The sequence below is a fragment of the Paractinoplanes tereljensis genome, from assembly GCF_016862435.1.
In the GTDB taxonomy this organism is placed as follows: Bacteria; Actinomycetota; Actinomycetes; order Mycobacteriales; family Micromonosporaceae; genus Actinoplanes; species Actinoplanes tereljensis.
Map to the genome: position 1 here is coordinate 79,207 of NZ_BOMY01000044.1, position 23,296 is coordinate 102,502.

Consider the following 23,296-nt stretch of genomic DNA (forward strand, 5'->3'; position numbering starts at 1 on the left):
TTACACCAATCGGGACCCGGCTCCCGCCGACGGTGAGGTCAAGGAACGACCGAACCACGTCAGCGGGGAGAGACAGTGAAGCGCAAGCAAGCGGTGGTGGGCGCGGCGGCGATCGGAGTGGCGGTGAGCGCCGGCTTCCTGCCTTCGGGGCAGGCGGGCGCCGCGGTCACCACACCCGCGATCCGGACCGTCTTCGCGAGCGACGACGCTTACGTCTCCAACACCCGCACCAACATCAACTTCGGCTCGGCCGAGAAGCTTGTCGTCGGCGCCGCCGACGGCGAGACCCGGACGTCGTTCGTGAAGTTCTCGACCGGCGGCTTTCCGACCGGTGCGACCCTCAGTCACGCCCGGCTGATCCTGCCGTACGACGGCACCCCGGCCGAGGCGCGCATCAGCGTCTACCCGGTGGCCAGCGGGTGGAGCGAGAACACGATCACGGCCGCCACCCAGCCGGCGATCAGCGCCGCCGCGATCGGCTCGGCCGTGCCGCGGGCCACCGACCCGTCGGTGACGATCGACCTGAGCTCGGTGGTGACCACCGCCGGCACGTACGCGTTCGCCGTGCGCTCGGCGTCGACCACCGGCGTGACCCGGTTCCAGTCCGCCGAGTCCGGCGACCGCACCGGCCCGCGCCTGGTCGTGGACTACACGCCGGTGAGCGCGGCTCCGACCGCCGAGCCCGCCCCGGAGTCCTGCGTGACCGACAACCTGCTGGTGCCGAGCTGCGGCGTTCTCTGGGGTGCGGCGGCCGGCGGCTTCACCGACACGCCGCGGGACACCGCGCTCAAGAACTGGGAGACCCTGACCGGCCGCACCTCGACGATCTTCCACGCGTACCACAAGGGCGACGAGAAGTTCCCGACCAAGTCCGAGATCGCGATGACCCGGGACGCCGCGCACCCGCGGGCGCTGCTGCTCAACTGGAAGGTCGCCTACGGCACCACCTGGGCCAAGGTCGCGGCTGGGCAGAAGGACGCGCGGATCGACGCGTGGGCCGACTACGTGAAGGCCAACTACGGCACCCAGAAGTTCTTCCTGGCCCTGCACCACGAGCCGGAGAACGACGTGCAGACCGGCGCGAGCTCCGGGATGACCGCCAAGGACTTCGCCGCCATGTACCGGCACGTCATCGAGCGGCTGCGCGCCGACGGCGTGACGAACGTGGTCAACGTGCTCGCCTACATGGGCAACGAGAAGTGGATGGCCCAGTCCTGGTGGAAGGACCTCTACCCGGGTGACGACGTCGTCGACTGGATCGGCCTCGACTCGTACGTGAGCGTGGAGAAGGGCTACTACCACTTCGGCGACTTCGGTGACCTGCTCGACCGGCAGCCGACCGGCGGCGGTCTCGGCTTCTACGACTGGTCGGTCAAGAACCACCCGAAGAAGCCGATCATGGTGGCCGAGTGGGGCATGTACCACCGGGTCGGCCAGCCGACCAGCAAGGCCGCCGCGTTCGCCACCGTCGTTCCGCAGCTGCTCAAGCACTCGAAGATCAAGGCGATCGTGTACTTCGACACCGCGCAGGACGACGAGGGCGACCGCAACATCGCGGTGGACTCGACGGCGGACAGCCTCGCCGCGTTCCGCAAGGTGGCGGCCGAGCCGCTGTTCAACGTCGAACTGAAGAACTGATCTTTATTCACCCCCCTGGGGTCGGGCCGGTCCACTGCGGAGGACCGGCCCGACCTTTATCCCGGCCAGGGCACGGTGAGCTCACCGAGGCGCCAGCGGGCCGGGCCGTCCAACACCAACTGCGAGTCGCGCATCCGCCGGCAGGTCGCCAGCCAGCGCTGCCGCGCCCCGAACGGGGTCGCCTCGGTCTCCCACGCGCGACCCAGCGCCCGCAACAGCTCGTGCACCGGCTCGCCGGCGACGTTGTGATGGATCAGCGCCTTGGGGAGTCGCTCGGCGAACGTCGCCGGATGGTCCAGGTCGGACAGTCGGGCCGACAGGGTCAGCGACTGCGGCTGCCCGCCGGACACCACCGCCCAGGTGGCGATCCGGCCCAGCTCGTCGCAGGTGCCCTCGACCAGCAGCGCACCGGTCCCGGTCATCTGCCGCCAGGCCGCGCCGACCTCCTCCTCGGAGTACTGCCGCAGCACGTTGAAGGCACGCACCACAACCGGCCGCAGCCCGGCCAATTCGAAACCCCCACGGCGAAAATCCAGACCGGGCGGCTCCGCGTACGGGCGGGCAGCTTCCACCCGTACCGGATCGATCTCCAAACCGACCACCGTGACGTCCGCTCGCACCGCGGCCACCAGACGGTTGTGCAATTCCACCGCGGTGACCGGGGTCGCGCCGTAACCCAGGTCGACGACCAGCGGATCGGTGGCCTCGGTCAGCAGGCCACCGCAGCGATAGGCGATGAAGTTGTCGACCCGGCGCAGCCGGTTGGGATTGGTAGTCCCCCGGGTGATCGCGCCGACCGGTTTCGTCACCTACTTCTCCCGGTGCACCTTGTGCTGCGCGGCCTGCGCGAGCGGCCGGATCACCAGCTTGTCGATGTTGACGTGGTGCGGGCGGGTGGCCATGAACGCGACGCAGTCGGCGATGTCGTCGGCGACAAGCGGTTCCTTGACGCCGTCGTAGATCGAGTCGGCCCGGCTCTGGTCGCCGGCGAAGCGGTTGAGCGAGAACTCGTCGGTGCGCACCATGCCCGGGTCGATCTCGGTGACCCGCACCGGCTTGCCGGACAGTTCCAGCCGCAACGTGCCGACCAGTGCTTCCTGGGCGTGCTTGGCCGCGGTGTACCCGCCGCCGCCCTCGTAGACCGTGAACGCCGCGGTCGAGCCGACCGTCACGATCGTGCCGCGACCGCTCTGCTCCAGGGCCGGCAGCAGCGCCTTGGTGACCCGGAGCGTGCCGAGCACGTTCACGTCGTACATCCATTGCCAGTCGTCGACCGATCCGGTCGCGACCGGATCGAGGCCGCGGGCCCCGCCCGCGTTGTTGACCAGCAGGGTGAGCACGCCGTCGAGGCCGGCCACGACGGTGGCGAGGTTGGCCACCGAGGCGTCGTCGGTGATGTCGCACTCGACCGCGGTGGCCGCCGGCCCGATCTCCTTGACCAGCTCCTCGAGCCGGTCGGCGCGGCGCGCGGCCGCCACCACGTGGAAACCCTCCCGGGCCAGCCGGCGGGCCGTGGCCGCACCGATTCCGCTGGAGGCACCCGTGATCACTGCGATGTTCTGCATGCCTCTTATCCTTCCTCGTCGCCGATGACTTCAGTCACCCACGGGTGCTCTGTATGTGGTTGCAGAAGCAAGTACGGGGAAGATTGACAAAGACGTAACAAGAACACGTCATGTTTGACCGTTTCGGGAGGATATATCGTGGTTGACTGGCCGGCCCCGCGCCGCATCGCCACGCTTTCGGTGCACACCTCCCCGTTGGAACAGCCGGGCACCGGCGACGCGGGCGGCATGAACGTCTACATCGTCGAGGTCTCCAAGCGGCTCGCCCGGCTCGGCGTCGAGGTGGAGATCTTCACCCGGGCCACCCGCAGCGACCTGCCGTCGATCGTCGAGATGGCGCCCGGTGTCACCGTCCGGCACGTCACCGCCGGCCCGTTCGAGGGCCTGGCCAAGGAGGACCTGCCGTCCCAGTTGTGCGCGTTCGCCAACGGCGTGCTGCGCGCCGAGGCGGCCCACCCGCCGGGCCGGTACGACCTGATCCACTCGCACTACTGGCTGTCCGGCCAGGTCGGCTGGCTGGCCCGGGAGCGCTGGGGAGTGCCGCACGTGCACACCGCGCACACCCTGGCCAAGGTGAAGAACCGCTGGCTCGCGGCCGGTGACCGCCCCGAGCCGAAGGCCCGGGTGATCGGCGAGGAGCAGGTGATCGCCGAGTCCGACCGGCTCGTCGCGAACACCGCGGCCGAGGCCCAGGACCTGGTCGGCTATTACGGCGCTCCGTCCGCGCGGACCGCGGTGGTGCAGCCCGGGGTCGATCTGGACCGATTCCATCCTCTCGTCCGGCCGGACCGCGCACGGCTCGGGCTCCCGCTGTCCGGCCGCATCGTTGCTTTCGTCGGCCGCATTCAGCCGCTCAAAGCGCCTGATGTTCTGATTTCGGCGCTTCCGTTCCTGACCGACCCGTCAGCGACCGTGGTCATCTGCGGCGGCCCCAGCGGGACCGGCCTCGAGCGGCCTTCGTCGCTTATCGAGTTGGCGGCCTCGCTCGGCGTCTCCGACCAGGTGCTCTTCCTGCCCCCGCAGACCGGCGACGACCTGGCCAACCTGTACCGCTGTGCCGACCTGGTCGCGGTGCCGTCCTACAACGAGTCGTTCGGGCTGGTCGCGCTGGAAGCGCAGGCCTGCGGCACGCCGGTGGTGGCGGCCGCGGTCGGCGGCCTGATCACCGCGGTCCGGGACGGGGTCAGCGGCGTGCTCGTCGACGGGCACGACCCGCGGGACTGGGCGCGGGCGCTGGACTCGCTGCTCGCCGCTCCGCGGCATCGCGCGACCCTGGCCCGGGGCGCGGTGGATCATGCGGCCGGCTTCTCCTGGGACCGTACGGCCGAAGGACTGCTCCAGGTCTACCGTGAGGCCGTGGTCCAGCATCGCGAGATGATCGCCGCCCGCCTGGAGGCGTACGCATGGTGACTCTCCTGATCGAGAAGGTCCTCACCGACCGCGAACTCGAGTGGGAGAGCACCGGGCCGGGCGCCTATGTGGTCACGCTGCCCGGCACCCACAAGCTCAAGACCGCCTGCAACCTGATCGTCGGCGAGCACGCGCTGCGCGTCGAGGCCTTCGTGATGCGCCAGCCCGACGAGCGCCGCGAGGAACTGTGGGCGTGGCTGCTGCGCCGAAACGCCCGGATGTACGCCGTATCGTTCTCCATCGATGCGTGCGGCGATGTCTACCTGACCGGCCGGGTGTCGCTGAAATCCCTGGACGAGGACGAGTTGGACCGGATCCTGGGCGCCGTTCTCACCTACGCCGACGAATCCTTCGACACGATGCTGGAGATCGGCTTCGGCTCCTCGATCCGCCGCGAGTGGGAGTGGCGGGTAAAGCGCGGCGAATCCACAGCAAATCTTCAGGCGTTCAAGCACCTGGCCCCGGACGTGCCCGAAATTGGGTGATTGGTGCCCGCGCTTACTCGATTGATAGGGTGCAGCGCATAATCATGCGGCCCCCGTCACCAGCGAAACAGTGATGAACAATTCGTTACCGATGGGGAGTCCAGGCGCCCGGAAGATTGAGCGGGCGATCCGCCGATCGGCCATTTGTCGGTGACTGTGACGGTGCAGACAGATGGCAGACAGCCAAGTGGCTTGTAAGCCTTGACCGCCCCAACTAGCGTAATCAATGGACGCCTGGCCGTTAGTTCGGGGAACTGGTTGATCAGAAATGGTCACCGCGGTGGGCGTTTGGGGACGGGTGGCATATGCCGTTGGGGGACGGCGCGACCCGAGACCGGCGGTTAGTGCGGGCGACGCCTATGGGGATGGGCGTCGTCCGCCGCCGCCGGTGCTTTGTTTCCGGGCCTCCCACCCGGCTCCCGCGCCGGCTTCCTTGCTTCCGGCCTCGCTTCGGCTGACTCTCGCGCTCGCTTCCGGCTCTGGCTCGCCGGGCTTTCGCGCTTGCCTTCCGGCTTCGCCTTGCTCTCGCGCTCGCTTCCGGCTCTGGCTCGCCGGGCTTTCGCGCTTGCCTTCCGGCTTCGCCTGGCTCTCGCGCTTGCTTCCGGCCCCGGCTCGCCGGGCTCTCGCGCCGACTTCCTTGCTTCCGGCCCCGGCTCGCCGAGCTCTCGCCCCGGCTTCGTTGCTTCCGGCTTCGCCTAGCCCGGCTCTCGCGCCGGCTTCCTTGCTTCCGGCTTCGTCTTGCCTTCGCGGCGGCCTGCTCGCTTCCGGTTACCGGACTTCTGCGGTTGCTGCGGTCTCTGACCGGATGGCGGCCGCGTGCCCCTCGCGGCTCGGGCCGGCGGCCAGGTGCAGAGCTGCCGCCACCAAGCCCGCCCCCGCCACCGTCAGCCAGTGCCAACTGCCCAGGTACTGCAGGCCGGCGCCGCCCAGCGCCGGCGCCAGGAACGCCGCGGCCGGGAAGGTCAGGTAGAAGACGGCCTGATAGCGGCCGCGCAGCGCGGCCGGCGCCAGCTCGGAGTTGATCGCGGCGTTCGGGGGAGCGGCCAGCATGCTGCCAACCGTCCAGATCGCCGCGGCCACCAGATAGGCGGGCAGGCGGTCGGCCAGCGCCAGCACCGCGAAACCGATCGCGGTGATCGCCTGGGCCGCGGCCAGCACGCGCGCCTTCGGCCGGCCGTCGATCAGCCGCGGCACGAAGAGCTGCCCCACCACGATGAACGCCGCGCCGAGCGAGACCACCAGGCCGTAGGCCGACGGGCTCAACCCATCCGCACGCATGGCAAGCGGCACGATCGTGCTGCCCTGCGTGTAGACCAGCGCTTGCAGCAGCGTCAGCCCAGCAAATGCCAAAAAGATCCGATCGCCAAGCACCGCCCGAAGCCCGCCATCGCCGCCGGCCGCGTGCGCGCTTCCTGCCGCGCCCGCGCTGCTCGCGCTGCCCGCGTGCCCATCGTGGCGATCTTGCGGACTTGCTGTTCGCGCCGAACGCGAAGTCCGCAAGATCGGGCGCGGGAGGGCGTGCCCGCGCTGCCCGCGCGGCGATCTTGTCGGCTTGCTGTTCGCAGCGAGCGGGAAGTCCTCAAGATCGGGCAGGCGGGTGCAGGCGGGCGTGCCCGCGCTGCTCGCGCTGCCCGCGCTGCTCGCGCTGCTCGCGCTGCCCGCGCTGCCCGCGTTGCCCGCGCTGCCCGCGTTGCCCGCGTTGCCCGCGTTGCCCGCGCCACTCGCGCTGCCCGCGCTGCCCGCGCCACTCGCGCTGCCCGCGCCGCTCGCGCTGCCGGCCGCGCCCGCTGCTCTCGTACCCGGATCCGCACGGCCCGCCGCTCTCGTACCCGGATCCGGGCCGCCGGCATTGCCCGTACCCGGATCTGGGTTGCTTGTTGCAGGTTTCTCCTGGCGATCTTGTTGAATTGCCGCCGCCGTCGGCGGCCTGCGCAAGGTCTCCGGGACCCGCCGGCTGATGATCAGCGCGGCGGCCAGGGCCGACGCGGCGTCCAGCAGGAACAGGCCCACGTAGCTCCACTCGGCCAGCACGCCGGCGACCAGCGACGCTCCCGCCGTACCCAGATTGAAGGCCCAAAATTCCAGGTTGAAGGCGCGCAACCGCCGCTCCGCCGGAACCAGGTCGATGATCGCGGCGACGAAGGCCGGCCCGGGCATCGACTGGGCCAGGCCCATCAGGGCGCAGAGCGCGGCGATCAGCCCGAGGCTCCCGGCGAACGCGAGCGCGGCCAGCACGACCGCGCCGGCCAGGTGCGACCAGACCAGCGTGCGGCGGCGCCCCCACCGGTCCGCGAGAACGCCGCCGGCCAGGGTGCCGATCACCCCGCCGATGCCGTACGTCCCGACGATCAGCCCGGCCATCGCGGGGCCTGCGCCGCGCTGCGTGGTGAGGTAGAGGGAGAGGAAGAGGACCGCGAAACCGCCCAGCCGGTTGATCAGCAGTCCGGCCCAGAGATACCAGTACGCGGCGGGCAGACCTCCGGCCGTGTCGCGCAGCCAACCCCGCATTCCACTCCCCAACTGGAAGCAGTGTTAACAGTTACGAACGGAAGGCTACACCCGAGACTCGGTGACCGGGTCGCCCGCGACGACGCCGGGCGCCGCCAGCAACTGCACGATCCGCCGCTCGCGCCGCGGCCCGGTGACCAGGTGTGCCACCGCGACCAGCGCGCAGACCCCGAAGCAGCCGATCCAGAGCGCCGCGTCGCCCAGGTGTTCCTGGGTGAGACCGCCCAGGATCGGGGCGAGCGCCGTCCCCACCGACCAACTCAGCGAGTTGAGGCCCTGGTAGCGGCCGCGCAGCGAGGCCGGCGACAGCGCCGCGACGGTCGCCGCGTTGGACGGCGACTGCAGCATCTCGCCAAGCGTCCAGATCACCACGGTCAGCGCGAAGAACCAGGCCGCGTTCGCGAACGCCACCAGCCCCAGGCCGACCCCCATGATGAGCGCGGCGACGGCCAGCACCCGGGAGCGGTCGTAGCCCTCGATCAACCGGGGGACGAACAGCTGCCCGAGCACGATCAGCACGCCGTTGACCGCGATCACCCACCCGTACGTCGCCGCCGACAGGCCGTCCGCGGTCATCGCGATCGGCAGGGTCGACATGTGCTGCATCATCACCACGACCGTGCCCAGGCTGATCACCAGGTAGAGCACGAAGGTGCGGTCCCGCAGGGCGGCGCCCATACCGCCGCCACTCGCCTGTTTTGGACGCCGAGCCGGGCGGGTCTCGGCCAGGAACACCAGGCTGATGATCGCGGTGATCAGGGTGGTGCCCGCGTCGACCACGAACAGCAGCAGGTAGTCGGCCTTGGCGGCGAGGCCGGCGCCGACGGCGGAGAGCGCGAAGCCCAGGTTGATCGCCCAGTAGTTCAGTGAGTACGCCCGCACCCGGTCGCGGTCGGGCACGACGTCGATCATCATCGCCGAGAAGGCCGGCCGCACCGCCTCGGTGAACACGCCGAGCAGGAACGTCACCGCGAGGATCTGCCAGTACTCGTGTGCGAAGCCGAGGGTGAGCATCAGCGCCGCCGCGCTGAACTGGGCGGTGAGCATGGTCGGCCGCCGGCCCCACCGGTCGGCCAGCACCCCGCCGACCGTGGTGCCGATCGCGCCACCGACGCCGTACAGGCCGATGACCAGGCCGGCCTGGCTCTGGCTGAAGTGCCGGTCGCTGGTCAGGTAGATGGCCAGGAAGATCACCACGAACGAGCCGAGGCGGTTGATCAGCGTTCCGACCCACAGGAACCAGAACTGCCGGGGCAACCCACCCGCGGCCTGCCGAAACCAACCCCGCACGTCATCTCCGTAAGTGCCGAAAGCCCTGTAATCACTTACAACCTATGGGCTGGGGCAACCGGTTTTCCACGTGTCGGGCGCCACTGCCGGGTCGCCGCCCGCGCCGACCGGGCCTGCGGCAGGATGGAGGTCATGACTGGGACTCTGGTGCTGCTGCGACACGGCAACAGCGAGTGGAACGCCAAAAACCTCTTCACCGGCTGGGTCGACGTCGACCTGGACGCCAAGGGCGAGGACGAGGCCCGCCGCGGCGGCGAGCAGCTGAAGGAGTACGGCGTGTTGCCCGACGTCGTGCACACCAGCGTGCTGCGCCGCGCGATCCGGACCAGCGAGATCGCCCTGCACATCGCCGACCGCCACTGGATTCCGGTGAAGCGGTCGTGGCGGCTCAACGAGCGTCACTACGGCGCACTGCAGGGCAAGGACAAGAAGCAGACCCTCGAGACGTACGGCGAGGAGCAGTTCATGCTCTGGCGCCGGTCGTACGACGTGCCCCCGCCGCCGATCGAGGACGACTCGGAGTTCTCCCAGTTCAGCGACCCGCGCTACGCGGCGCTGCCGCCGGAGCTCAAGCCCAAGGCCGAATGCCTGAAGGACGTGCTCGAGCGCGCCCTGCCGTATTGGTACGACGCGATCGTGCCCGACCTGCAGGCCGGCAAGACGGTGCTGGTCGCGGCGCACGGCAACTCGCTGCGCGCGATTGTGAAGCACCTGGACGGCGTCTCCGACGAGGCGATCGCGAAGCTGAACATCCCGACCGGCTTCCCGCTGCGCTACGACCTCGACGACAGCCTGCACCCGATCACCAAGGGCGGCACCTACCTCGACCCGCAGGCCGCCAAGGACGCGGCGGCCGCAGTCGCCAACCAGGGCCGCTAGTTTCCGCAGACAGGGAAAAGGCCGGGACGCCCCCGTGGCGTCCCGGCCTTTTCGCGGCCGAGCCTCAGCTCTGGCCGTCCACCGGCTGACCGGTGACCAGGAAGACCAGCTGCTCGCCGATGTTCACGGCGTGGTCGGCGTACCGCTCGTAGAACCGGCCCAGCAGCGCGCCGTCGATCGCGGTCTCCGCGCCGTACGGCCAGTCGTCGTTCAGCAGGATCTTGAACAGCTCCCGCTCGAGATCGTCCATCCCGTCATCGGCCGCCTCCAGTGCGGCGGCCGCCTCGGCCTCGGGCTTGCCGAGCAGGTCGGCGATCTTCTCGGCCATCTGGTCGGCCACGTCGGCCATGCCCTTGAAGACCGTGCGCAGCTCGGCCGGCACGGCCGGCGACGGGTGCCGCCGTTGTGCGGTCTTGGCCACGTGCTCGGCCAGATCGCCCATCCGCTCGAGATCAGCGGAGATATGTAGTGCGGTGATCACCATGCGCAGGTCGGAGGCGACCGGCGCCTGCCGTGCGATGGTGTCCGCCACCTTGGTCTCGACCTGCTGGTAGATGCGGTCGACCTCGACGTCCCGCTCGATGACCGACTCGGCGGCCTTGAGGTCGGCGGTGAGCAGGGCGGTGGTCGCCTTGCGCATGGCTGCCCGTACGGCCTCCGCCATGGTCACCAGCAGGCGACTGACCTCGTTGAGATCTGCCTGGAACTCCTCGCGCATGTCCTCGTCCCGGGGGTCTGGGTCGCGCCGTTTGGGCAGGGCACGACCTTGGTTGGTCCTTAACCTAGGTCGGTTCTACGGCCTCAACATGAACACCGGTGAACGACGCCGGGCGCAGTGGTGAACATTATTCGACACGCGCCCGTTATGTCCGGTTGGACGTAGGGCCCAGGTAAACAATGACCCTACGATCGCTGCGTGGACTTGGCGTACAGCATCCTCCTTACCCTCGTCGCGCTCGTCGTCGGCGCGGTCGCGGGTGTGCTGTATGCCCGTGCCCGCAAGGCGCCGGAGCAGACCGGTTCCACCGCTGCCCGGTCGGACGAGGGGGGACGCACCATCGAAACGGACGACGAGTCGCCCGCCACCGGCAAGCACGGCATGAAGGGGCTCGGCCGGAAGAGCCTCGACTCGCTGCGTGTCGGTGTGGTCGTGCTCGACGCCGAGGACCACCCGGTGCTGGTCAACCCGGCCGCCCGCGCCATGGGACTGCTGCGCTCCGGTGGGGCGCCCGGCACGATCGCGGCGCACCCGATCCTGCGCACTCTCGCCGGCCAGGTGCGACGCACCGGCGTACGGCGCGAGGTGGAGCTCGACCTGCCGCGTGGCCGCGCCGGGGCTGCTTCGGCCCCGCTCGGACTGCACCTGCGTGCGGTGGCACTGAATTCGACGCACGTGGCCATCGAGGCCGCCGATGTCACCGAGGCACACCGGCTCGCCCGGGTCCGCCGGGACTTCGTGGCCAACGTCAGCCACGAGCTGAAGACCCCGATCGGTGCGTTGCAGCTGCTTGCCGAGGCGCTGCTGGACGCCACCGAGATTCCGGCCAGCGAGATGCTGCCGGACGACGAGAAGTCCGAGGACCTGGTCGCCGCGCGTCGGTTCGCCGAGCGGATCCACCACGAGTCGGCCCGGATGGGCCGGCTGGTCAACGAACTCCTCGAGCTCACCCGGTTGCAGGGCGCCGAGCCGCTGCCCACTCCCGAGCCGGTCTCGGTCGACTGGGTGATCGCCGAGGTGATCGACCGCACCCGCACCACTGCCTCGGCCAAGAGCATCGAGGTCACGTACACCGGTCCCAAGGGCGCGATGGTGTACGGCAGCGACAGTCAGGTGGCCACCGCGGTGACCAACCTGGTGGAGAACGCGATCGCCTACTCGGGCGAGGACACCGTGGTGTCGGTCACGCTGCGTCAGGGCGACGACTGGGTCGAGATCGACGTCGAGGACCAGGGCATCGGCATCGCCCCGCACGACGTCGACCGGATCTTCGAACGGTTCTACCGGGCCGATCAGGCCAGGTCCCGATCGACCGGCGGCACCGGTCTCGGCCTGGCCATCGTCAAGCACATCGCCACCAACCACGGCGGCCGGGTCGAGGTCACCAGCACCCTCGGTGATGGTTCGACGTTCACCCTGCGCCTACCCGCACGACCCCCCGAAACCCCCTTGCCGTTACCAGCGGCAATTGAGATCGAGTCCGGTGCGGCCGGGCGCTAGTCCCGGAGACCGGAAGATGGAAGGAACCACATTGGCCCGCGTGCTCGTGGTCGAGGATGAGGAGTCGTTCTCCGACGCCCTGTCGTACATGCTGCGCAAGGAGGGCTTCGAGGTCTCGGTCGCCCCGACCGGAACCTCGGCGCTGACGCAGTTCGACCGGACCGGTGCCGACATCGTGCTGCTCGACCTCATGCTTCCGGAAATGTCCGGCACCGAGGTCTGCCGCCAGCTGCGGCAGCGCTCGGCCGTCCCGATCATCATGGTCACCGCCCGGGACAGCGAGATCGACAAGGTGGTCGGCCTGGAGATCGGCGCCGACGACTACGTCACCAAGCCCTACTCGCCGCGCGAGTTGGTCGCCCGCATCCGGGCCGTGCTGCGCCGCCAGGGCGCCGACGCACCCGAGGTGACCACCCCGACGCTGGCCGCCGGCCCGGTCCGGATGGACGTGGAACGCCACGTCGTCACGGTCGACGGCACCGGCGTACAGCTGCCGCTGAAGGAGTTCGAGCTGCTCGAACTGCTGCTGCGCAACGCCGGCCGGGTCCTGACCCGAGGCCAGCTGATCGACCGGGTCTGGGGCGCCGACTACGTAGGCGACACCAAGACCCTCGACGTACACGTCAAGCGCCTGCGCTCCAAGGTGGAGCCGGAGCCTTCAGCCCCGCGCTACATCGTCACGGTCCGAGGCCTGGGCTACAAGTTCGAGCCCTAGGCCTCAGGAGTAACGCGCCAGGTCCTCGACGATCGGTCCGGAGTCGGGGACCCGGCGCCACCACCAGGCCCGCCCGCCTAGCTCGACCTCGGCCACCGTGCCCATTCGGCCGGCCGGGTCGTCGACCGTGTAGCCACGGAATCGCTCATCCGAGGCTTCGACGAAGGGCGTCAGCTTCCGGCGGATCGGCGGCGGCAGGTCGTCGAGTGCGTCCTGCAGAAAATCCCGCAGGAACAGCGCGCCGGCCAGATCATGCTCGTTCCACACCGTCCGGTCACTCCAGGGGAGTGCCCGGTCCCGGTCGATTTTTTCGACCCGGCCGGCCCACCCGACGGCAAGCTCCAGTGCGTCACCCGCTCGCGCATGTGCCCGTGCCTTGATCTCCGCGGTGTCGGCGGCGTCGAACAGCGCCGTGAGCTCGGGAGGAATTGCCGACATGGTTACCGTCCCGGGTAATAGCAGGTGGACTTCCAGGGCATGTCGTAGTTCACGATCACTCGTACCCCGTTGTACTCGAACTTCTCGGCATTCTGCCCGGCCAGCTTCTGCGGCGTCCCGTTGCTGAGCGCCGCGTCGATCTCGGCACTACTCGGCCGCCCCATCGCCGGGTTGCCGTCCCCCGTGTGCCCGTTCACGAACTCGGCGATCTCGTCCTTGCTGAACTCGCTTCCCCGGAATCCCTCGGTCGGCTCGTACTCGCCGCCGCCCGAACCCTCGTGGTCAGTTCGCGCCGGATTGACGCTGTCGTCGCTGGTCGCGTGCATCATCAGGTCGCCGGTGGCAGCCGCGGTCAGTCCGCCACCCGCCACGATCACTCCGGCCGCCGCAACATTGATCGGCACACCGATGACCCCACCGACCACCGTAATGTCGAGCAGCCCACCGCCGACCTCGCCGGCCGCCCCGAGCACCATCAGCCCGGCGCCCGCGGCGGCCAGTGCCGTGTCGCCGGGGTGATGGATCATGGCGTTGCCGAAGGAGGCCAGCCCGTTGACGAGGTGCCCGCCGGCGTTCTGCAGGCCGGCGCCGACGTCCTCGAAGAAGTCGCCTACCTTGCTCCAGAATCCCGGCTTCTCGGGCGCCTTGTCCCGAGCCGAGCCAATCGTGCCGGCGGCCGTGTCACCGGCGGCATCGACCTGCTTCCGGGCGCCGGCGAGGACGTCACGGGCCGCCTGGCGGCCGGCCTCACCGGGGTCGTCGAACGGCAGCGCCCGCCCGGCCTGCAGTTCTGCCTGCTGGTGTTGGGCGCCGGCTTGCCGGGTGGCGTCCTGCCCGGCATTCCACTGCGTGATCGCACGGGCCGCTTCCTGTTGCGCCCACGTCAGCGTCGTCGAATAGGTGGTGAGCGCGTCGGCCGCAGAGTGGAAGCAGTCGCCTGCCTCCAGCCATTTGCCCGGCTGGCCCTGAAATTTGGCCCGGAACGCATCCGCGGCCGCACCGCTCCATCCGTCGACCGTGTCGATCCGGTTCAGTCCGGTGCCGGCCGCTTGCAGAGAATCGCCGCGAGTGCGGAGCAACTGCGCCGTTCCGGCGATCGAGGTGGCATCGCCGGGGACCAGCGCGCGCGGGTCCTCGGTCTCGCCCAGCTCGGCCATCAGTCCGCCGCCGGGTCCGTGCCGGTCTGCCGTTGCAGGATGCCGTCCATCCGGCCCTTGGCGCTCAGATCGACCTTCAGATAGGCCTGCACGGAGTGGGAGAGCCGGCTCGCGACCTCCTGCCCATCGGTGGCCAAATGCTCGACGCCCAGCTCCCACCGGTCGCAGAAGTCGGCGATCGTCTCGGACAGCCGGTCGTGACCGTAGTCGGCCCCGCGGCCGTCGAGGTCATCGATCCGTTTGGCCTTGAGATCGTTCAGCGTTGTGTTGATCCCGGCCGCCGCGTCCTCGAGCGCCCCGAGATCGACCCGAAAGCCGTCCGACATGATCCACGCCCCGTCCGCATCCCATCGTCATTCGTGGATGCCACGGCTCCAGTGGACTCCTGGCTGTCAAGCCGTTGGCGTGGCCGGCTCTCGGCCGCCTCGGGTCTGGGGTGCTCCGGCTGCCACGGTGGCCGGGTGGATTGCGATCAGGCCGGACTTCAGTCTGGCCGCGCACAGTTCGGAGAGCTTGTCGTAGGCGGGCTGGCCGATCAGGGCGGCCAGCTCCGGGCCGTACGTGATGTACATCGGGTCCGAGCCGACGTGGGCCTCGGGGGAGGACGTGCACCACCAGTCCAGGTCGGCGCCGCCGGGGCCCCAGCCTCGGCGGTCGAACTCGGTCAGGGTGGACTGCAGGATCTTGGTGCCGTCCGGGCGGTTGATCCAGTCTTGTTCCCGGCGGACCGGCAGCTGCCAGCAGACGTCCGGCTTGTAGGTGAGCGGGTGCACGCCGTCGCGCAGGGCCTGCGCGTGCAGGGCGCAACCGCCACCGGCCGGGAAGTCGGCGTCGTTGAGGAAGACGCACGGGCCGTCCTCGCTCTGGATGGCGGTGCGCCGGGCCGGCTTCGCGCCGTCGATGGTGTCCATCTCGGTGTAGTTCCTGAAACCCCGCCGGTAGTGCTGCCAGGTGTCCGGTCCGAGCTTCTGGACCGCCGCCTTCACCCGGTTCTCATCGTCCGCGTCGGTGAAGAACGCACCGTGCGTGCAGCAGCCCTCGTGGGCCCGGCCGGCCACGATGCCGTGGCAGGCCGATCCGAAGACGCACGTCCAGCGGGAGAGCAACCAGGTCAGGTCGGCGCGAACAAGGTGTTGTTCGTCGGCCGGATCGAGAAACTCGATCCACTCACGAGGAAAATCAAGGCCGACCTCGGGGCGGATCTGGTCACGGCGGGTCACTCGCGACAGCGTACGCGTGCAGGTGACTAATGCCGCGTTGCCGCCCGGTATGACCGCATATACCCGGCCGGGTGGCGGGCTGGCGCGACAAACGGGTCTACCCTTTGAAGAGTGAGTTCCCGCGTCCCCGTGCTTCTGTCCAGCTCCTCGGTCTTCCCCGAGCCGACCGCGGCTGCCTTCGAGATGGCCGCCACCGTGGGTTACGACGGTGTCGAGGTCATGGTGTGGACCGATCGCGTCAGCCAGGACGCCGGCGCCCTGAAGGGTCTGACCGACCACTACGGCGTGCCGGTGCTGTCGGTGCACGCGCCCTGCCTGTTGGTTACCCAGCGGGTCTGGAGCCCCGACCCGTGGGAACGGCTCAACCGGGCCGCGCAGCTGGCCGAGTCGCTCGACGCGCCGACCGTGGTGGTGCACCCGCCGTTCAGCTGGCAGCGCGACTACGCCAAGAACTTCGCCGCCGGCCTGGCCAAGGTGCAGCAGCGGCACCCCGATCTGTCCTTCGCCATCGAGAACATGTTCCCGGTGAAGATGGCCGGCCGCTGGTTCGTTCCCTACACGCCGGGCTGGGATCCGACCGAGACCGGCTTCGACGCCTACACGCTGGACATCTCGCACTGCTCGGCGTCCCGGATCGACGCGCTCGACATGATGCAGAAGATGGGTTCCGGCCTCAAGCACGTGCACCTGGGTGACGGCACCGGTGAGGGCCGCGACGAACACCTGGTGCCGGGGCGCGGCAACCAGCCGTGCGCCGAGGTGCTGCGCTCGCTGGTGGCCCGCGGTTTCACCGGCTCGGTGGCCCTGGAGGTCTCCACCCGCAAGGCGGCGAGCCGCCCGGCCCGGGAGAAGGACCTGCGCGACTCACTCGAGTTCGCCCGGCGCCACCTCGCGCCGGCCACGAACAATGCTCCGGCTATTACGCGGGCGTGAGGTTGGCGGCTCGCTTGCGGGCTCGGTGGGCCGCGACGTGCGAGCGGGTGGCGCAGCGTTCCGAGCAGAAGCGCCGGCAGTTGTTGGAGGACGTGTCCAGGTAGACGTTGCCGCAACGCTCGTCGGCGCAGATGCCAAAGCGCGCGCTGCCGTACTCGCAGAGCCAGACCGACAGGCCCCAGACCGCCCCGGCCAGGTATTCCGCACTGACCGACGCGCCACGGCTGGTGACGTGCATGTGCCAGTCGCTGGCGTCGTGGCCGGAGATGCGCGGCTGCACCGGGAACGTCTCGAGCAGCGAGTTGAGTTCGTTGACCGCCTCGGCGTCGCGGCCGACCGTGCCGAGCTCGAAGACGTCGCGCAGTCGTCGCTGGGCGCGGCGGAACACACCGAGATCTTTCTCGATGATGTGTTCGCGCATCCAGGACTGGTCGTCGGCGAACAGGGCCCGCAGGCCGGCGAGGTCGCTGAGCTCCGCGTTGACGAGGTCGACCGCGGTTCGGGCGTACGCATCGAAGTTCACCCGACAACGGTAGCCGCACCGCGCGCGGACGGACACGGTTGCCGCGACCGGCGCGGTTTCGGGCGATACCCTCGGCCCATGCTCCGTTCCGTCTTCCTGGCCGCCGCGGATTCGTCCCGCCTGGGGCGGCTGGTTTCCTCGGCGACCCTCAGCAAGAACGCTGCCCGTCGGTTCGTGGCCGGTGACGACGTGGCGGACGCGCTTCGCGCGGCCCGCGAGCTGGCCGACGACGGTCTGGCGGTCACGGTGGACCATCTGGCCGCCGAGACGGCAACGGCGGAGCAGGCCCAGGCCGTACGGGATGAGTATCTTTCGTTGCTTCGCCGGCTGAAAGCCGGTGGCCTCACGCCGGTGGCCGAGGTGAGTGTCAAGCTCTCCGCGCTGGGCCAGCGCATCGACGACAAGCTCGCCTTCGAGTACGCCCTGGCGGTCTGCGCGGCGGCCGCCGACGCGGGCACCTCGGTGACCATCGACGCCGAGGACCACACCACCACCGACTCGACCCTGGAGATCCTGGCCGGACTCCGCAAGGACTACCCGTCGACCGGGGCGGTGCTGCAGGCCTACCTGCGACGCACCGAGGGCGACTGCCGGGAGCTGGCGACGGCCGGGTCGCGGGTGCGGCTCTGCAAGGGGGCTTATGCGGAACCCGAGTCGGTCGCGTTCCAGGACCCGCTGGACATCGACAAGTCGTTCGTCCGCTGCCTGAACATCCTGATGTCCGGGGAGGGCTACCCGATGGTGGCGACCCACGACGCCCGGCTCATCGCGATCGCCGAGGACCGGGCCCGCTGGTTCGACCGCTCCGCCGACGAGTACGAATTTCAAATGCTTTACGGCATGCGTACGGAGGAGCAGGCCCGACTGGCGGCCGGCGGCAACATCGTGCGGGTTTATCTGCCGTACGGCGAGCAGTGGTACGGCTACCTGATGCGTCGCCTGGCCGAGCGTCCCTCGAGCGTGTCGCTGTTCGGCCGGGCTCTCGCCACTCGAAAGTAACCTTTCGGGCTAAATCGTCGCGAAACTGGCGTGTCGTCCTTGACTTTTTATGGTCATTTCACGGAACGTATCGCGCTGGTCACAGCCGTATCGATACCGTTCTGATGACACGTACGTAGCCGCCGCGTCGCGAAGCCCGAAGGAGTCGCCGGCGGCCGTGCCTGCGAAAGGATCGGTGCGAGGAGATGACGGGTCCAGCCCAGACCGAGGAACGACTCTCGGAGGTGCGGTTCCTGACCGTTGCCGAGGTGGCCGCGCTGATGCGGGTCTCCAAGATGACCGTCTACCGCTTGGTGCACGGCGGAGACCTGACCGCGGTCCGGGTCGGCCGGTCGTTCCGGGTGCCCGAGCACGCCGTCCACGACTATCTGCGGGGCGCCTTCTCCCAGACCGCGTAGGGGCCGTTTGGGCCTGCCCCCGTCGGGCCGGTACGCTGGTGCGGTTGGCTCCCGGCGCATCACCCGCCGCTGCTTCGCGCGGCGAGGGATCCGGGACGCCGTCCAGAACGGACGCGGCCATGCCCCGCTGGGCATCCGGGTTCGTCCCACATGGTTTCGAGAGGCAAATTCGTATGGGCTCCGTGGTCAAGAAGCGCCGCAAGCGTATGGCGAAGAAGAAGCACCGCAAGCTGCTGCGCAAGACCCGCGTCCAGCGTCGCCGTTTGGGTAAGTGACGGGGGCCGGGTTCCCACCCGGCCGGCCCGCACTTACCTTGGTCGCATCGGAAGCCGCACCGGAAGGTCCGCCCCTTGGTGACCTCACCGCCCCGCGTTGTCGTGGTGACCGGCGCAAGCCGATTTCTCGGCGCCCGGGTGGCCGCCCGTCTGGCCGCCGATCCGCGTATCGAACGCGTCGTCGGCCTGGATCCGCATGAGCCTCCACCGGCCCTGAGGGCCCTCCTGGAGGACGTCGAGCTGGTCCGGGCCGACGCTCGCGCGGCTTCCGGTGCCATGGCCGACCTCGGCGCCGAGGCAGTTGTGCACATGGCGGTGACCAGTGCCCCCGATTCGCAACATGGCGGACGCCAGGCGATGAAGGAGCAGAACGTCATCGGCACGATGCAGCTGCTCGCCGCCGCCCAGGCTGTTCCGGGCCTGCGCAAGCTGGTGCTGCGCTCGTCGACGGCCGCCTATGGCGCGTCGTTCCGCGACCCGGCGGTCTTCACCGAGGACACCGAACCGCGAGCCGTGCCGCGCGGTTCGTTCGCCCGCGACATCCTCGACATCGAGGGTTACGTGCGCGGGTTCCGCCGGCGGCGGCCCGACGTGGCCGCGACCGTGCTCCGGTTCGCGCCGTTCATCAGCTCGACCGCCGACACCACGCTCACCCGCCTGTTCGCGCAGCCGTTCGTGCCGACCGTCTTCGGTCGCGACGCCCGGCTGCAGTTCGTGCACGTCGACGACGCGCTCGAGGTGCTGCACCGGTCGGTGCTGGAAGACCACCCGGGCACGTTCAACGTGGCCGGCGCCGGGGTGCTGGCGCTGTCCCAGGCGGTGCGCCGGGCCGGCCGGATCGCTCTGCCGCTGCCCGAGGGCACCTTCTCCACCCTGTGGGGCCTGGCTCGCAACGTCGGCATCGGTCAGATCGGCCTCGACCAGGTCGACCTCTTCGTGCACGGCCGGGTGGTCGACACCACCCGGCTTGTCGACGAGTTCGGCTTCACGCCGCGCACCACCGCGGCCGCCTTCGACGAGTTCATCGAGGCGCACGCCAACGGCTCCTCGCTCACCGCCGCCCGGCTCGAAGCGGCCGAGAAGGCCATCCTCGACGGCGTCCGCCGGCTGCGGGCCGAAAACAGCCGAACCGAGAAGGCATCCGTCAAGGGTGATGCGGCGTGAGCCAGCACGAGTACCGTGACATGCTGCCCGGCCACGCCGACTTCACGCTCCCCAAACCGGCCACCCCGGTCCGGGTCAACGGCCGGCGGCCGATCCCGGAGGTGCCGCAGATGAACGGGCATGCCGCGGACGAGCCCACCCCGGAGCCGACCCGCCCCGACGTGGTCGACGTCTGGGATCAGCGCGTGGCCTCCGGCCTGGCCTTCCTGCGCCGCCGCCTGGCCGGCACCTACGAGGTGGACGACTTCGGTTTCGACCGCGAGTTGTCCGACGCGGTCTTCCATCCGCTGCTGCGGGTGCTCTACCACGACTGGTTCCGCACCGAGGTCTTCGGCATCGAGCACGTCCCCGGCGATGGCGGCGCCCTGGTCGTCGGCAACCACTCCGGCACGGTCGCGCTGGACGCGCTGATGCTGACCACCGCGGTCCACGATCGGCACCCGGCCGAGCGGCATCTGCGGCTGCTCGGCGCCGACCTGGTGTTCCGGATGCCGATCGTCAGCGAGCTGGCCCGCAAGTCCGGTGCCACGGTCGCCTGCAACCCCGACGCCGAGCGCCTGATGAGCAGCGGCCATCTGGTCGGTGTGTTCCCGGAGGGCTTCAAGGGCATCGGCAAGCGTTTCGCCGACCGCTACAAGCTGCAGCGCTTCGGCCGGGGCGGGTTCGTCTCGGCGGCCCTGCGCACCGGCACCCCGATCGTCCCGGTGGCGATCGTCGGGGCCGAGGAGATCTATCCGATCCTGGCCGACGTCAAGCCGCTGGCCCGGCTCCTCGGACTGCCGTACTTCCCGGTCACGCCGACCTTCCCGTGGCTGGGCCCGCTGGGTCTGGTGCCGTTGCCGAGCAAGTGGCTCATCCAGTTCTGCCCGCCGATCCCCACCGCGCACCTGACCGAGCACGCCGACGACCCGATGGTCGTCTACAACCTCGCCGACCAAGTGCGCGAGACGATTCAGGCCACTCTGCTCGAACTGCTCGAGAAACGACCGGATCCGTTTGGACTTTGAGACGAGGCGGCTTGTGACAGAAGCCGCCTATAGTGACAGATGAGGGGCGGTCCGGTAACTCCCGGCAACCGCCCCTCGCCATCTGAAGTCACTGCATTTGCTAGTTGAAGCCGAACAGCTCCCCGAGCAGGCCGCCGACCTGGTCGTCATCGTTGATGACGGTGTCGTCCGGCGCCTCTGACGGGGTCAGCTGGGTTCCGCCGAGTGGCGCCAGGCCGGGAGCCGGCGAAACGGTCGGTTCGACCGCGTCGGGCTTGACGGTCGCGCCGGGCTTCGCAGCCGGTGTGGTTCGCTTGACCTTCGGTTCCCTGTCGCTGCCCTTGGTGGTCGACTTGCCGCTGTGCCCGTTGGGCCGGTTGGTCGCGGTGCCGTCGGCCGTGCTGGTGCAGTCCTTCAGCTTCGGCCCGAGCAGGTCGGAACCGGCCGAGAGCACCTGCGGGCAGTTCAGCCCGGTGCGTAGTTCGTCGCCACGCTTGCCGACCGCGTCGAGCAGCGACAGCGACTGGGCGGCCCGTTCCTTGTTGGCCGGGCTCAGTTTGTCCAGTGCCGGCAGCATTGTCTGCCGCTGCTGCTGAACGAAGGTGTCGACGGTGGCCAGCGGCTTGACGTCGCGGTGGGCGACCGCCGCGGTGTCCAGCAGCCGGACGCCCTTGCGGGTGTCGGCGTCCATGTCGTCCAGCACCCCGGCGAACCCGGCCGCGTTGCCGGGCATGGCTACTGCCTCGGCGAGCCGGGTGCGGGCGAAGTCCAGCGACAGCTGACCCCGGGTGACATCGGAACCGGCCATGGCCAGTTGGGCTCGCTCGGTGGAGCGCTTTACCCCGTACAGCGCGTCGCCGGGCGACGCGTTCTCGCTTGCTGCGGAGATGCCGGAAACCGCCAGCGCACCGGCGGCGACGCCGATGACGATCGCGCCGCGCGCCCGGATCCGCCGGCCACCTTGGCCGAGGATCGTGGCCCGCAGCCCGGTCCGGCCCGGTGCCGCCGAGGCAGCGACCGGTCCGTTGTCGGACTCGGCGGTGTTGGCGGTACGGCCGATGCCGTCCCGCTCTGCGGTGGCGACCAGCATGGCTCGCAAACCGACACGGAACTCGGGATCGACCTGGATCCCAGGCTTGGCCGCGGTAAGGCTGGAACCGATGGCGACCAGCTCGGCGAGCCGCTCATCGGCGGGGCCATGGCTGTGGTGCCGCCGGCCGCCGGTGCTCTCGTCGAGAAGCTCCGCGAAGCGCTCGGCGCTCCGCCGGTCGAAGAAGTCGAAACTCACCGCGGGCACCTCCCCTCGCTCGTGACTGTCTCGTCGGCAGCATCGCCGACGGTCGCGACGAAACCGTTGGCCTGTCTGGCCTTTGGGGGTCGCACCCGGACAAACGCGTGACACTCTCCCCCGGTTACGGGGCCGGACAGCTGATATCGGGCAACGTAGATCGACATGTCCGAGACCTGGGTCACCACTGGAACCCTTCGGGCAGCAGGCGGGCGAGTGCCCGGACGGCCCGGTACTGGAGAGCCTTGATCGCACCCTCGTTCTTGCCCATCGTCTGCGCCGTCTCGGCCACCGAGAAGCCCTGCAGGAAGCGCAGCACGATGCACTCCTGCTGTTCCGGGTTGAGCTGCTTGACCGCGGTCAGTAGAGCGACGTTGGTGATGTGGTCGACCACGGCCGACTCCGGGCTACCTTCCGGGCCACGGTCCTCGCGGTCGGCATCGAGCACGTCGCCGGTGGTCACCTCGAGGCGGTAGCGGCCGGACTTGAAGTGGTCGGCCACCAGGTTGCGGGCGATGGTGACGAGCCACGCACCTAGGTCGCGGCCCTGCCAGGTGAAGCTGCCGATCCGCTTGAGCGCACGCAGGAAGGTGTCCGAGGTGAGGTCCTCGGCGAGCTGGCGGTTGCCGACCCGGAAGTAGACGAACCGGAACACGGTGTCGACGTACCGGTCGTAGATGAGGCCGAACGCCTCGGATTCGCCGGCCTGGGCCCGCTCGACGAGCGCCCACACCTCGGCGGCGGCGTCACCAGGATCGGGACGGGCCGGATATTTGGGTGGCTCGCTCTCGGTGGGCGGTCCGGTGGTGCTCTGGGCCGGCACCACCACGGTGGTCTCGCCCGGTGCCGTGCTCTCCGGCAGCTGGCTGCGCTGACCGGCGGTGGGCTGGGCCGGCATCGACGGACGGCCGGGCACGGCGACCCGGCCACCACCGGGAAGCGGTTTGGCGTTGCCGGTGGGCGGGACCCGCACCCCGGGTGACTCGTTGATATGGCGTCGGTTGCTGGTCCGCTTCGCATCGTCGCCGCGGATGGTGTTGGCGATCATGTCGTCGACCGATCGTCGGAGGGAGGTCAGCCCCTCGGAGATTGCGAGGCGCGCTTGGTACGGGTCCCCGGCGTACACATGACTCACTGCGCCTCCTCAACCCGGCGGGCCCGATCAGACTGCGTATCCGTCCCGCCAGACGTGGATAGGCAGTAATTC

General features: G+C 69.7%; 24 protein-coding genes. 12 read left to right on the forward strand and 12 right to left on the reverse strand.

Annotated elements, in window-relative coordinates:
* Window positions 1–75: 75 nt before the first annotated feature.
* Complete coding sequence (locus Ate02nite_RS34755; RefSeq protein WP_203812133.1) at window positions 76–1,638, forward strand: CBM96 family carbohydrate-binding protein; 1,563 nt, start codon at window positions 76–78, stop codon at window positions 1,636–1,638.
* Between the two features lie 56 nt (window positions 1,639–1,694).
* Here the strand turns inward: Ate02nite_RS34755 and Ate02nite_RS34760 are convergent, their stop codons facing one another.
* Window positions 1,695–2,447, reverse strand: a complete 753-nt coding sequence (locus tag Ate02nite_RS34760) for a class I SAM-dependent methyltransferase (protein WP_203812134.1) — start codon at window positions 2,445–2,447, stop codon at window positions 1,695–1,697.
* On the reverse strand, window positions 2,448–3,203 hold the full coding sequence (locus Ate02nite_RS34765; RefSeq protein WP_203812135.1) for an SDR family oxidoreductase: 756 nt from the start codon (window positions 3,201–3,203) through the stop codon (window positions 2,448–2,450).
* Window positions 3,204–3,341: 138 nt separating this feature from the next.
* On the opposite strand from Ate02nite_RS34765, the gene mshA reads away from it, so the two are divergent.
* Entirely contained in the window at window positions 3,342–4,613 is a 1,272-nt protein-coding gene (mshA, locus tag Ate02nite_RS34770) for a D-inositol-3-phosphate glycosyltransferase (RefSeq protein WP_239147937.1), read from the forward strand.
* Entirely contained in the window at window positions 4,607–5,098 is a 492-nt protein-coding gene (locus Ate02nite_RS34775; protein WP_203812137.1) for a type III secretion system chaperone family protein, read from the forward strand. The genes mshA and Ate02nite_RS34775 overlap by 7 nt, the downstream gene beginning before the upstream one ends.
* A 768-nt stretch (window positions 5,099–5,866) precedes the next feature.
* On the opposite strand, the gene Ate02nite_RS50050 is transcribed toward Ate02nite_RS34775, so the two are convergent.
* Window positions 5,867–7,606 carry an MFS transporter gene (locus Ate02nite_RS50050; RefSeq protein WP_438871286.1) on the reverse strand — a complete coding sequence of 580 codons (1,740 nt, stop codon included), beginning with the start codon at window positions 7,604–7,606 and terminating at the stop codon, window positions 5,867–5,869.
* A gap of 45 nt (window positions 7,607–7,651) precedes the next feature.
* Window positions 7,652–8,896: an MDR family MFS transporter gene (locus Ate02nite_RS34785; protein WP_203812138.1), complete on the reverse strand. Its 1,245-nt coding sequence runs from the start codon at window positions 8,894–8,896 to the stop codon at window positions 7,652–7,654.
* 132 nt (window positions 8,897–9,028) lie between these two features.
* On the opposite strand from Ate02nite_RS34785, the gene Ate02nite_RS34790 reads away from it, so the two are divergent.
* Window positions 9,029–9,775, forward strand: coding sequence for a phosphoglyceromutase (locus Ate02nite_RS34790; RefSeq protein WP_203812139.1), 747 nt, complete (start codon window positions 9,029–9,031; stop codon window positions 9,773–9,775).
* A gap of 64 nt (window positions 9,776–9,839) precedes the next feature.
* On the opposite strand, the gene phoU is transcribed toward Ate02nite_RS34790, so the two are convergent.
* Window positions 9,840–10,493 (reverse strand): phosphate signaling complex protein PhoU, encoded by a 654-nt coding sequence (gene phoU, locus Ate02nite_RS34795; protein ID WP_203812140.1) that lies wholly within the window; start codon window positions 10,491–10,493, stop codon window positions 9,840–9,842.
* 198 nt (window positions 10,494–10,691) lie between these two features.
* On the opposite strand from phoU, the gene Ate02nite_RS34800 reads away from it, so the two are divergent.
* Window positions 10,692–11,993 (forward strand): sensor histidine kinase, encoded by a 1,302-nt coding sequence (locus Ate02nite_RS34800; RefSeq protein WP_438871287.1) that lies wholly within the window; start codon window positions 10,692–10,694, stop codon window positions 11,991–11,993.
* Between the two features lie 31 nt (window positions 11,994–12,024).
* The gene (locus Ate02nite_RS34805; protein WP_203812141.1) at window positions 12,025–12,708 is read left to right on the forward strand and encodes a response regulator; all 684 of its coding nucleotides are present in this window, start codon (window positions 12,025–12,027) and stop codon (window positions 12,706–12,708) included.
* Window positions 12,709–12,711: 3 nt separating this feature from the next.
* On the opposite strand, the gene Ate02nite_RS34810 is transcribed toward Ate02nite_RS34805, so the two are convergent.
* From Ate02nite_RS34810 to Ate02nite_RS34825, 4 genes are all read right to left on the reverse strand, one after another.
* The gene (locus tag Ate02nite_RS34810) at window positions 12,712–13,146 is read right to left on the reverse strand and encodes a hypothetical protein (protein ID WP_203812142.1); all 435 of its coding nucleotides are present in this window, start codon (window positions 13,144–13,146) and stop codon (window positions 12,712–12,714) included.
* Between the two features lie 2 nt (window positions 13,147–13,148).
* Complete coding sequence (locus Ate02nite_RS34815; RefSeq protein WP_203812143.1) at window positions 13,149–14,303, reverse strand: putative T7SS-secreted protein; 1,155 nt, start codon at window positions 14,301–14,303, stop codon at window positions 13,149–13,151.
* On the reverse strand, window positions 14,303–14,629 hold the full coding sequence (locus Ate02nite_RS34820) for a hypothetical protein (protein ID WP_203812144.1): 327 nt from the start codon (window positions 14,627–14,629) through the stop codon (window positions 14,303–14,305). Before Ate02nite_RS34820 ends, Ate02nite_RS34815 begins: the two co-directional genes overlap by 1 nt.
* Before the next feature lie 66 nt (window positions 14,630–14,695).
* Window positions 14,696–15,523, reverse strand: a complete 828-nt coding sequence (locus Ate02nite_RS34825; RefSeq protein ID WP_203812145.1) for a DUF3109 family protein — start codon at window positions 15,521–15,523, stop codon at window positions 14,696–14,698.
* 111 nt (window positions 15,524–15,634) lie between these two features.
* Here Ate02nite_RS34825 and Ate02nite_RS34830 point away from each other — a divergent pair, with 111 nt between their 5' ends.
* The gene (locus tag Ate02nite_RS34830; RefSeq protein WP_203812146.1) at window positions 15,635–16,456 is read left to right on the forward strand and encodes a sugar phosphate isomerase/epimerase family protein; all 822 of its coding nucleotides are present in this window, start codon (window positions 15,635–15,637) and stop codon (window positions 16,454–16,456) included.
* Here Ate02nite_RS34830 and Ate02nite_RS34835 read toward each other — a convergent pair.
* Window positions 16,443–16,979, reverse strand: coding sequence for a CGNR zinc finger domain-containing protein (locus Ate02nite_RS34835; protein ID WP_203812147.1), 537 nt, complete (start codon window positions 16,977–16,979; stop codon window positions 16,443–16,445). The two genes, Ate02nite_RS34830 and Ate02nite_RS34835, sit on opposite strands and share 14 nt — an antisense overlap.
* A 78-nt stretch (window positions 16,980–17,057) precedes the next feature.
* On the opposite strand from Ate02nite_RS34835, the gene Ate02nite_RS34840 reads away from it, so the two are divergent.
* From Ate02nite_RS34840 to Ate02nite_RS34860, 5 genes are all read left to right on the forward strand, one after another.
* Complete coding sequence (locus Ate02nite_RS34840; protein WP_203812148.1) at window positions 17,058–17,978, forward strand: proline dehydrogenase family protein; 921 nt, start codon at window positions 17,058–17,060, stop codon at window positions 17,976–17,978.
* A 185-nt stretch (window positions 17,979–18,163) separates the two neighbouring features.
* On the forward strand, window positions 18,164–18,376 hold the full coding sequence (locus tag Ate02nite_RS34845) for a helix-turn-helix domain-containing protein (protein ID WP_020512985.1): 213 nt from the start codon (window positions 18,164–18,166) through the stop codon (window positions 18,374–18,376).
* 173 nt (window positions 18,377–18,549) lie between these two features.
* Window positions 18,550–18,651 (forward strand): 30S ribosomal protein bS22, encoded by a 102-nt coding sequence (locus Ate02nite_RS34850; protein WP_007465623.1) that lies wholly within the window; start codon window positions 18,550–18,552, stop codon window positions 18,649–18,651.
* A gap of 75 nt (window positions 18,652–18,726) precedes the next feature.
* Entirely contained in the window at window positions 18,727–19,815 is a 1,089-nt protein-coding gene (locus Ate02nite_RS34855; RefSeq protein ID WP_203812149.1) for an NAD-dependent epimerase/dehydratase family protein, read from the forward strand.
* Entirely contained in the window at window positions 19,812–20,822 is a 1,011-nt protein-coding gene (locus Ate02nite_RS34860; protein WP_203812150.1) for a lysophospholipid acyltransferase family protein, read from the forward strand. The genes Ate02nite_RS34855 and Ate02nite_RS34860 overlap by 4 nt, the downstream gene beginning before the upstream one ends.
* Before the next feature lie 100 nt (window positions 20,823–20,922).
* Here Ate02nite_RS34860 and Ate02nite_RS34865 read toward each other — a convergent pair whose 3' ends face one another.
* Window positions 20,923–22,089, reverse strand: a complete 1,167-nt coding sequence (locus Ate02nite_RS34865) for a DUF5667 domain-containing protein (protein ID WP_239147938.1) — start codon at window positions 22,087–22,089, stop codon at window positions 20,923–20,925.
* Between the two features lie 181 nt (window positions 22,090–22,270).
* Complete coding sequence (locus tag Ate02nite_RS34870) at window positions 22,271–23,224, reverse strand: ECF subfamily RNA polymerase sigma factor, BldN family (RefSeq protein WP_203812152.1); 954 nt, start codon at window positions 23,222–23,224, stop codon at window positions 22,271–22,273.
* Window positions 23,225–23,296 lie beyond the last annotated feature (72 nt).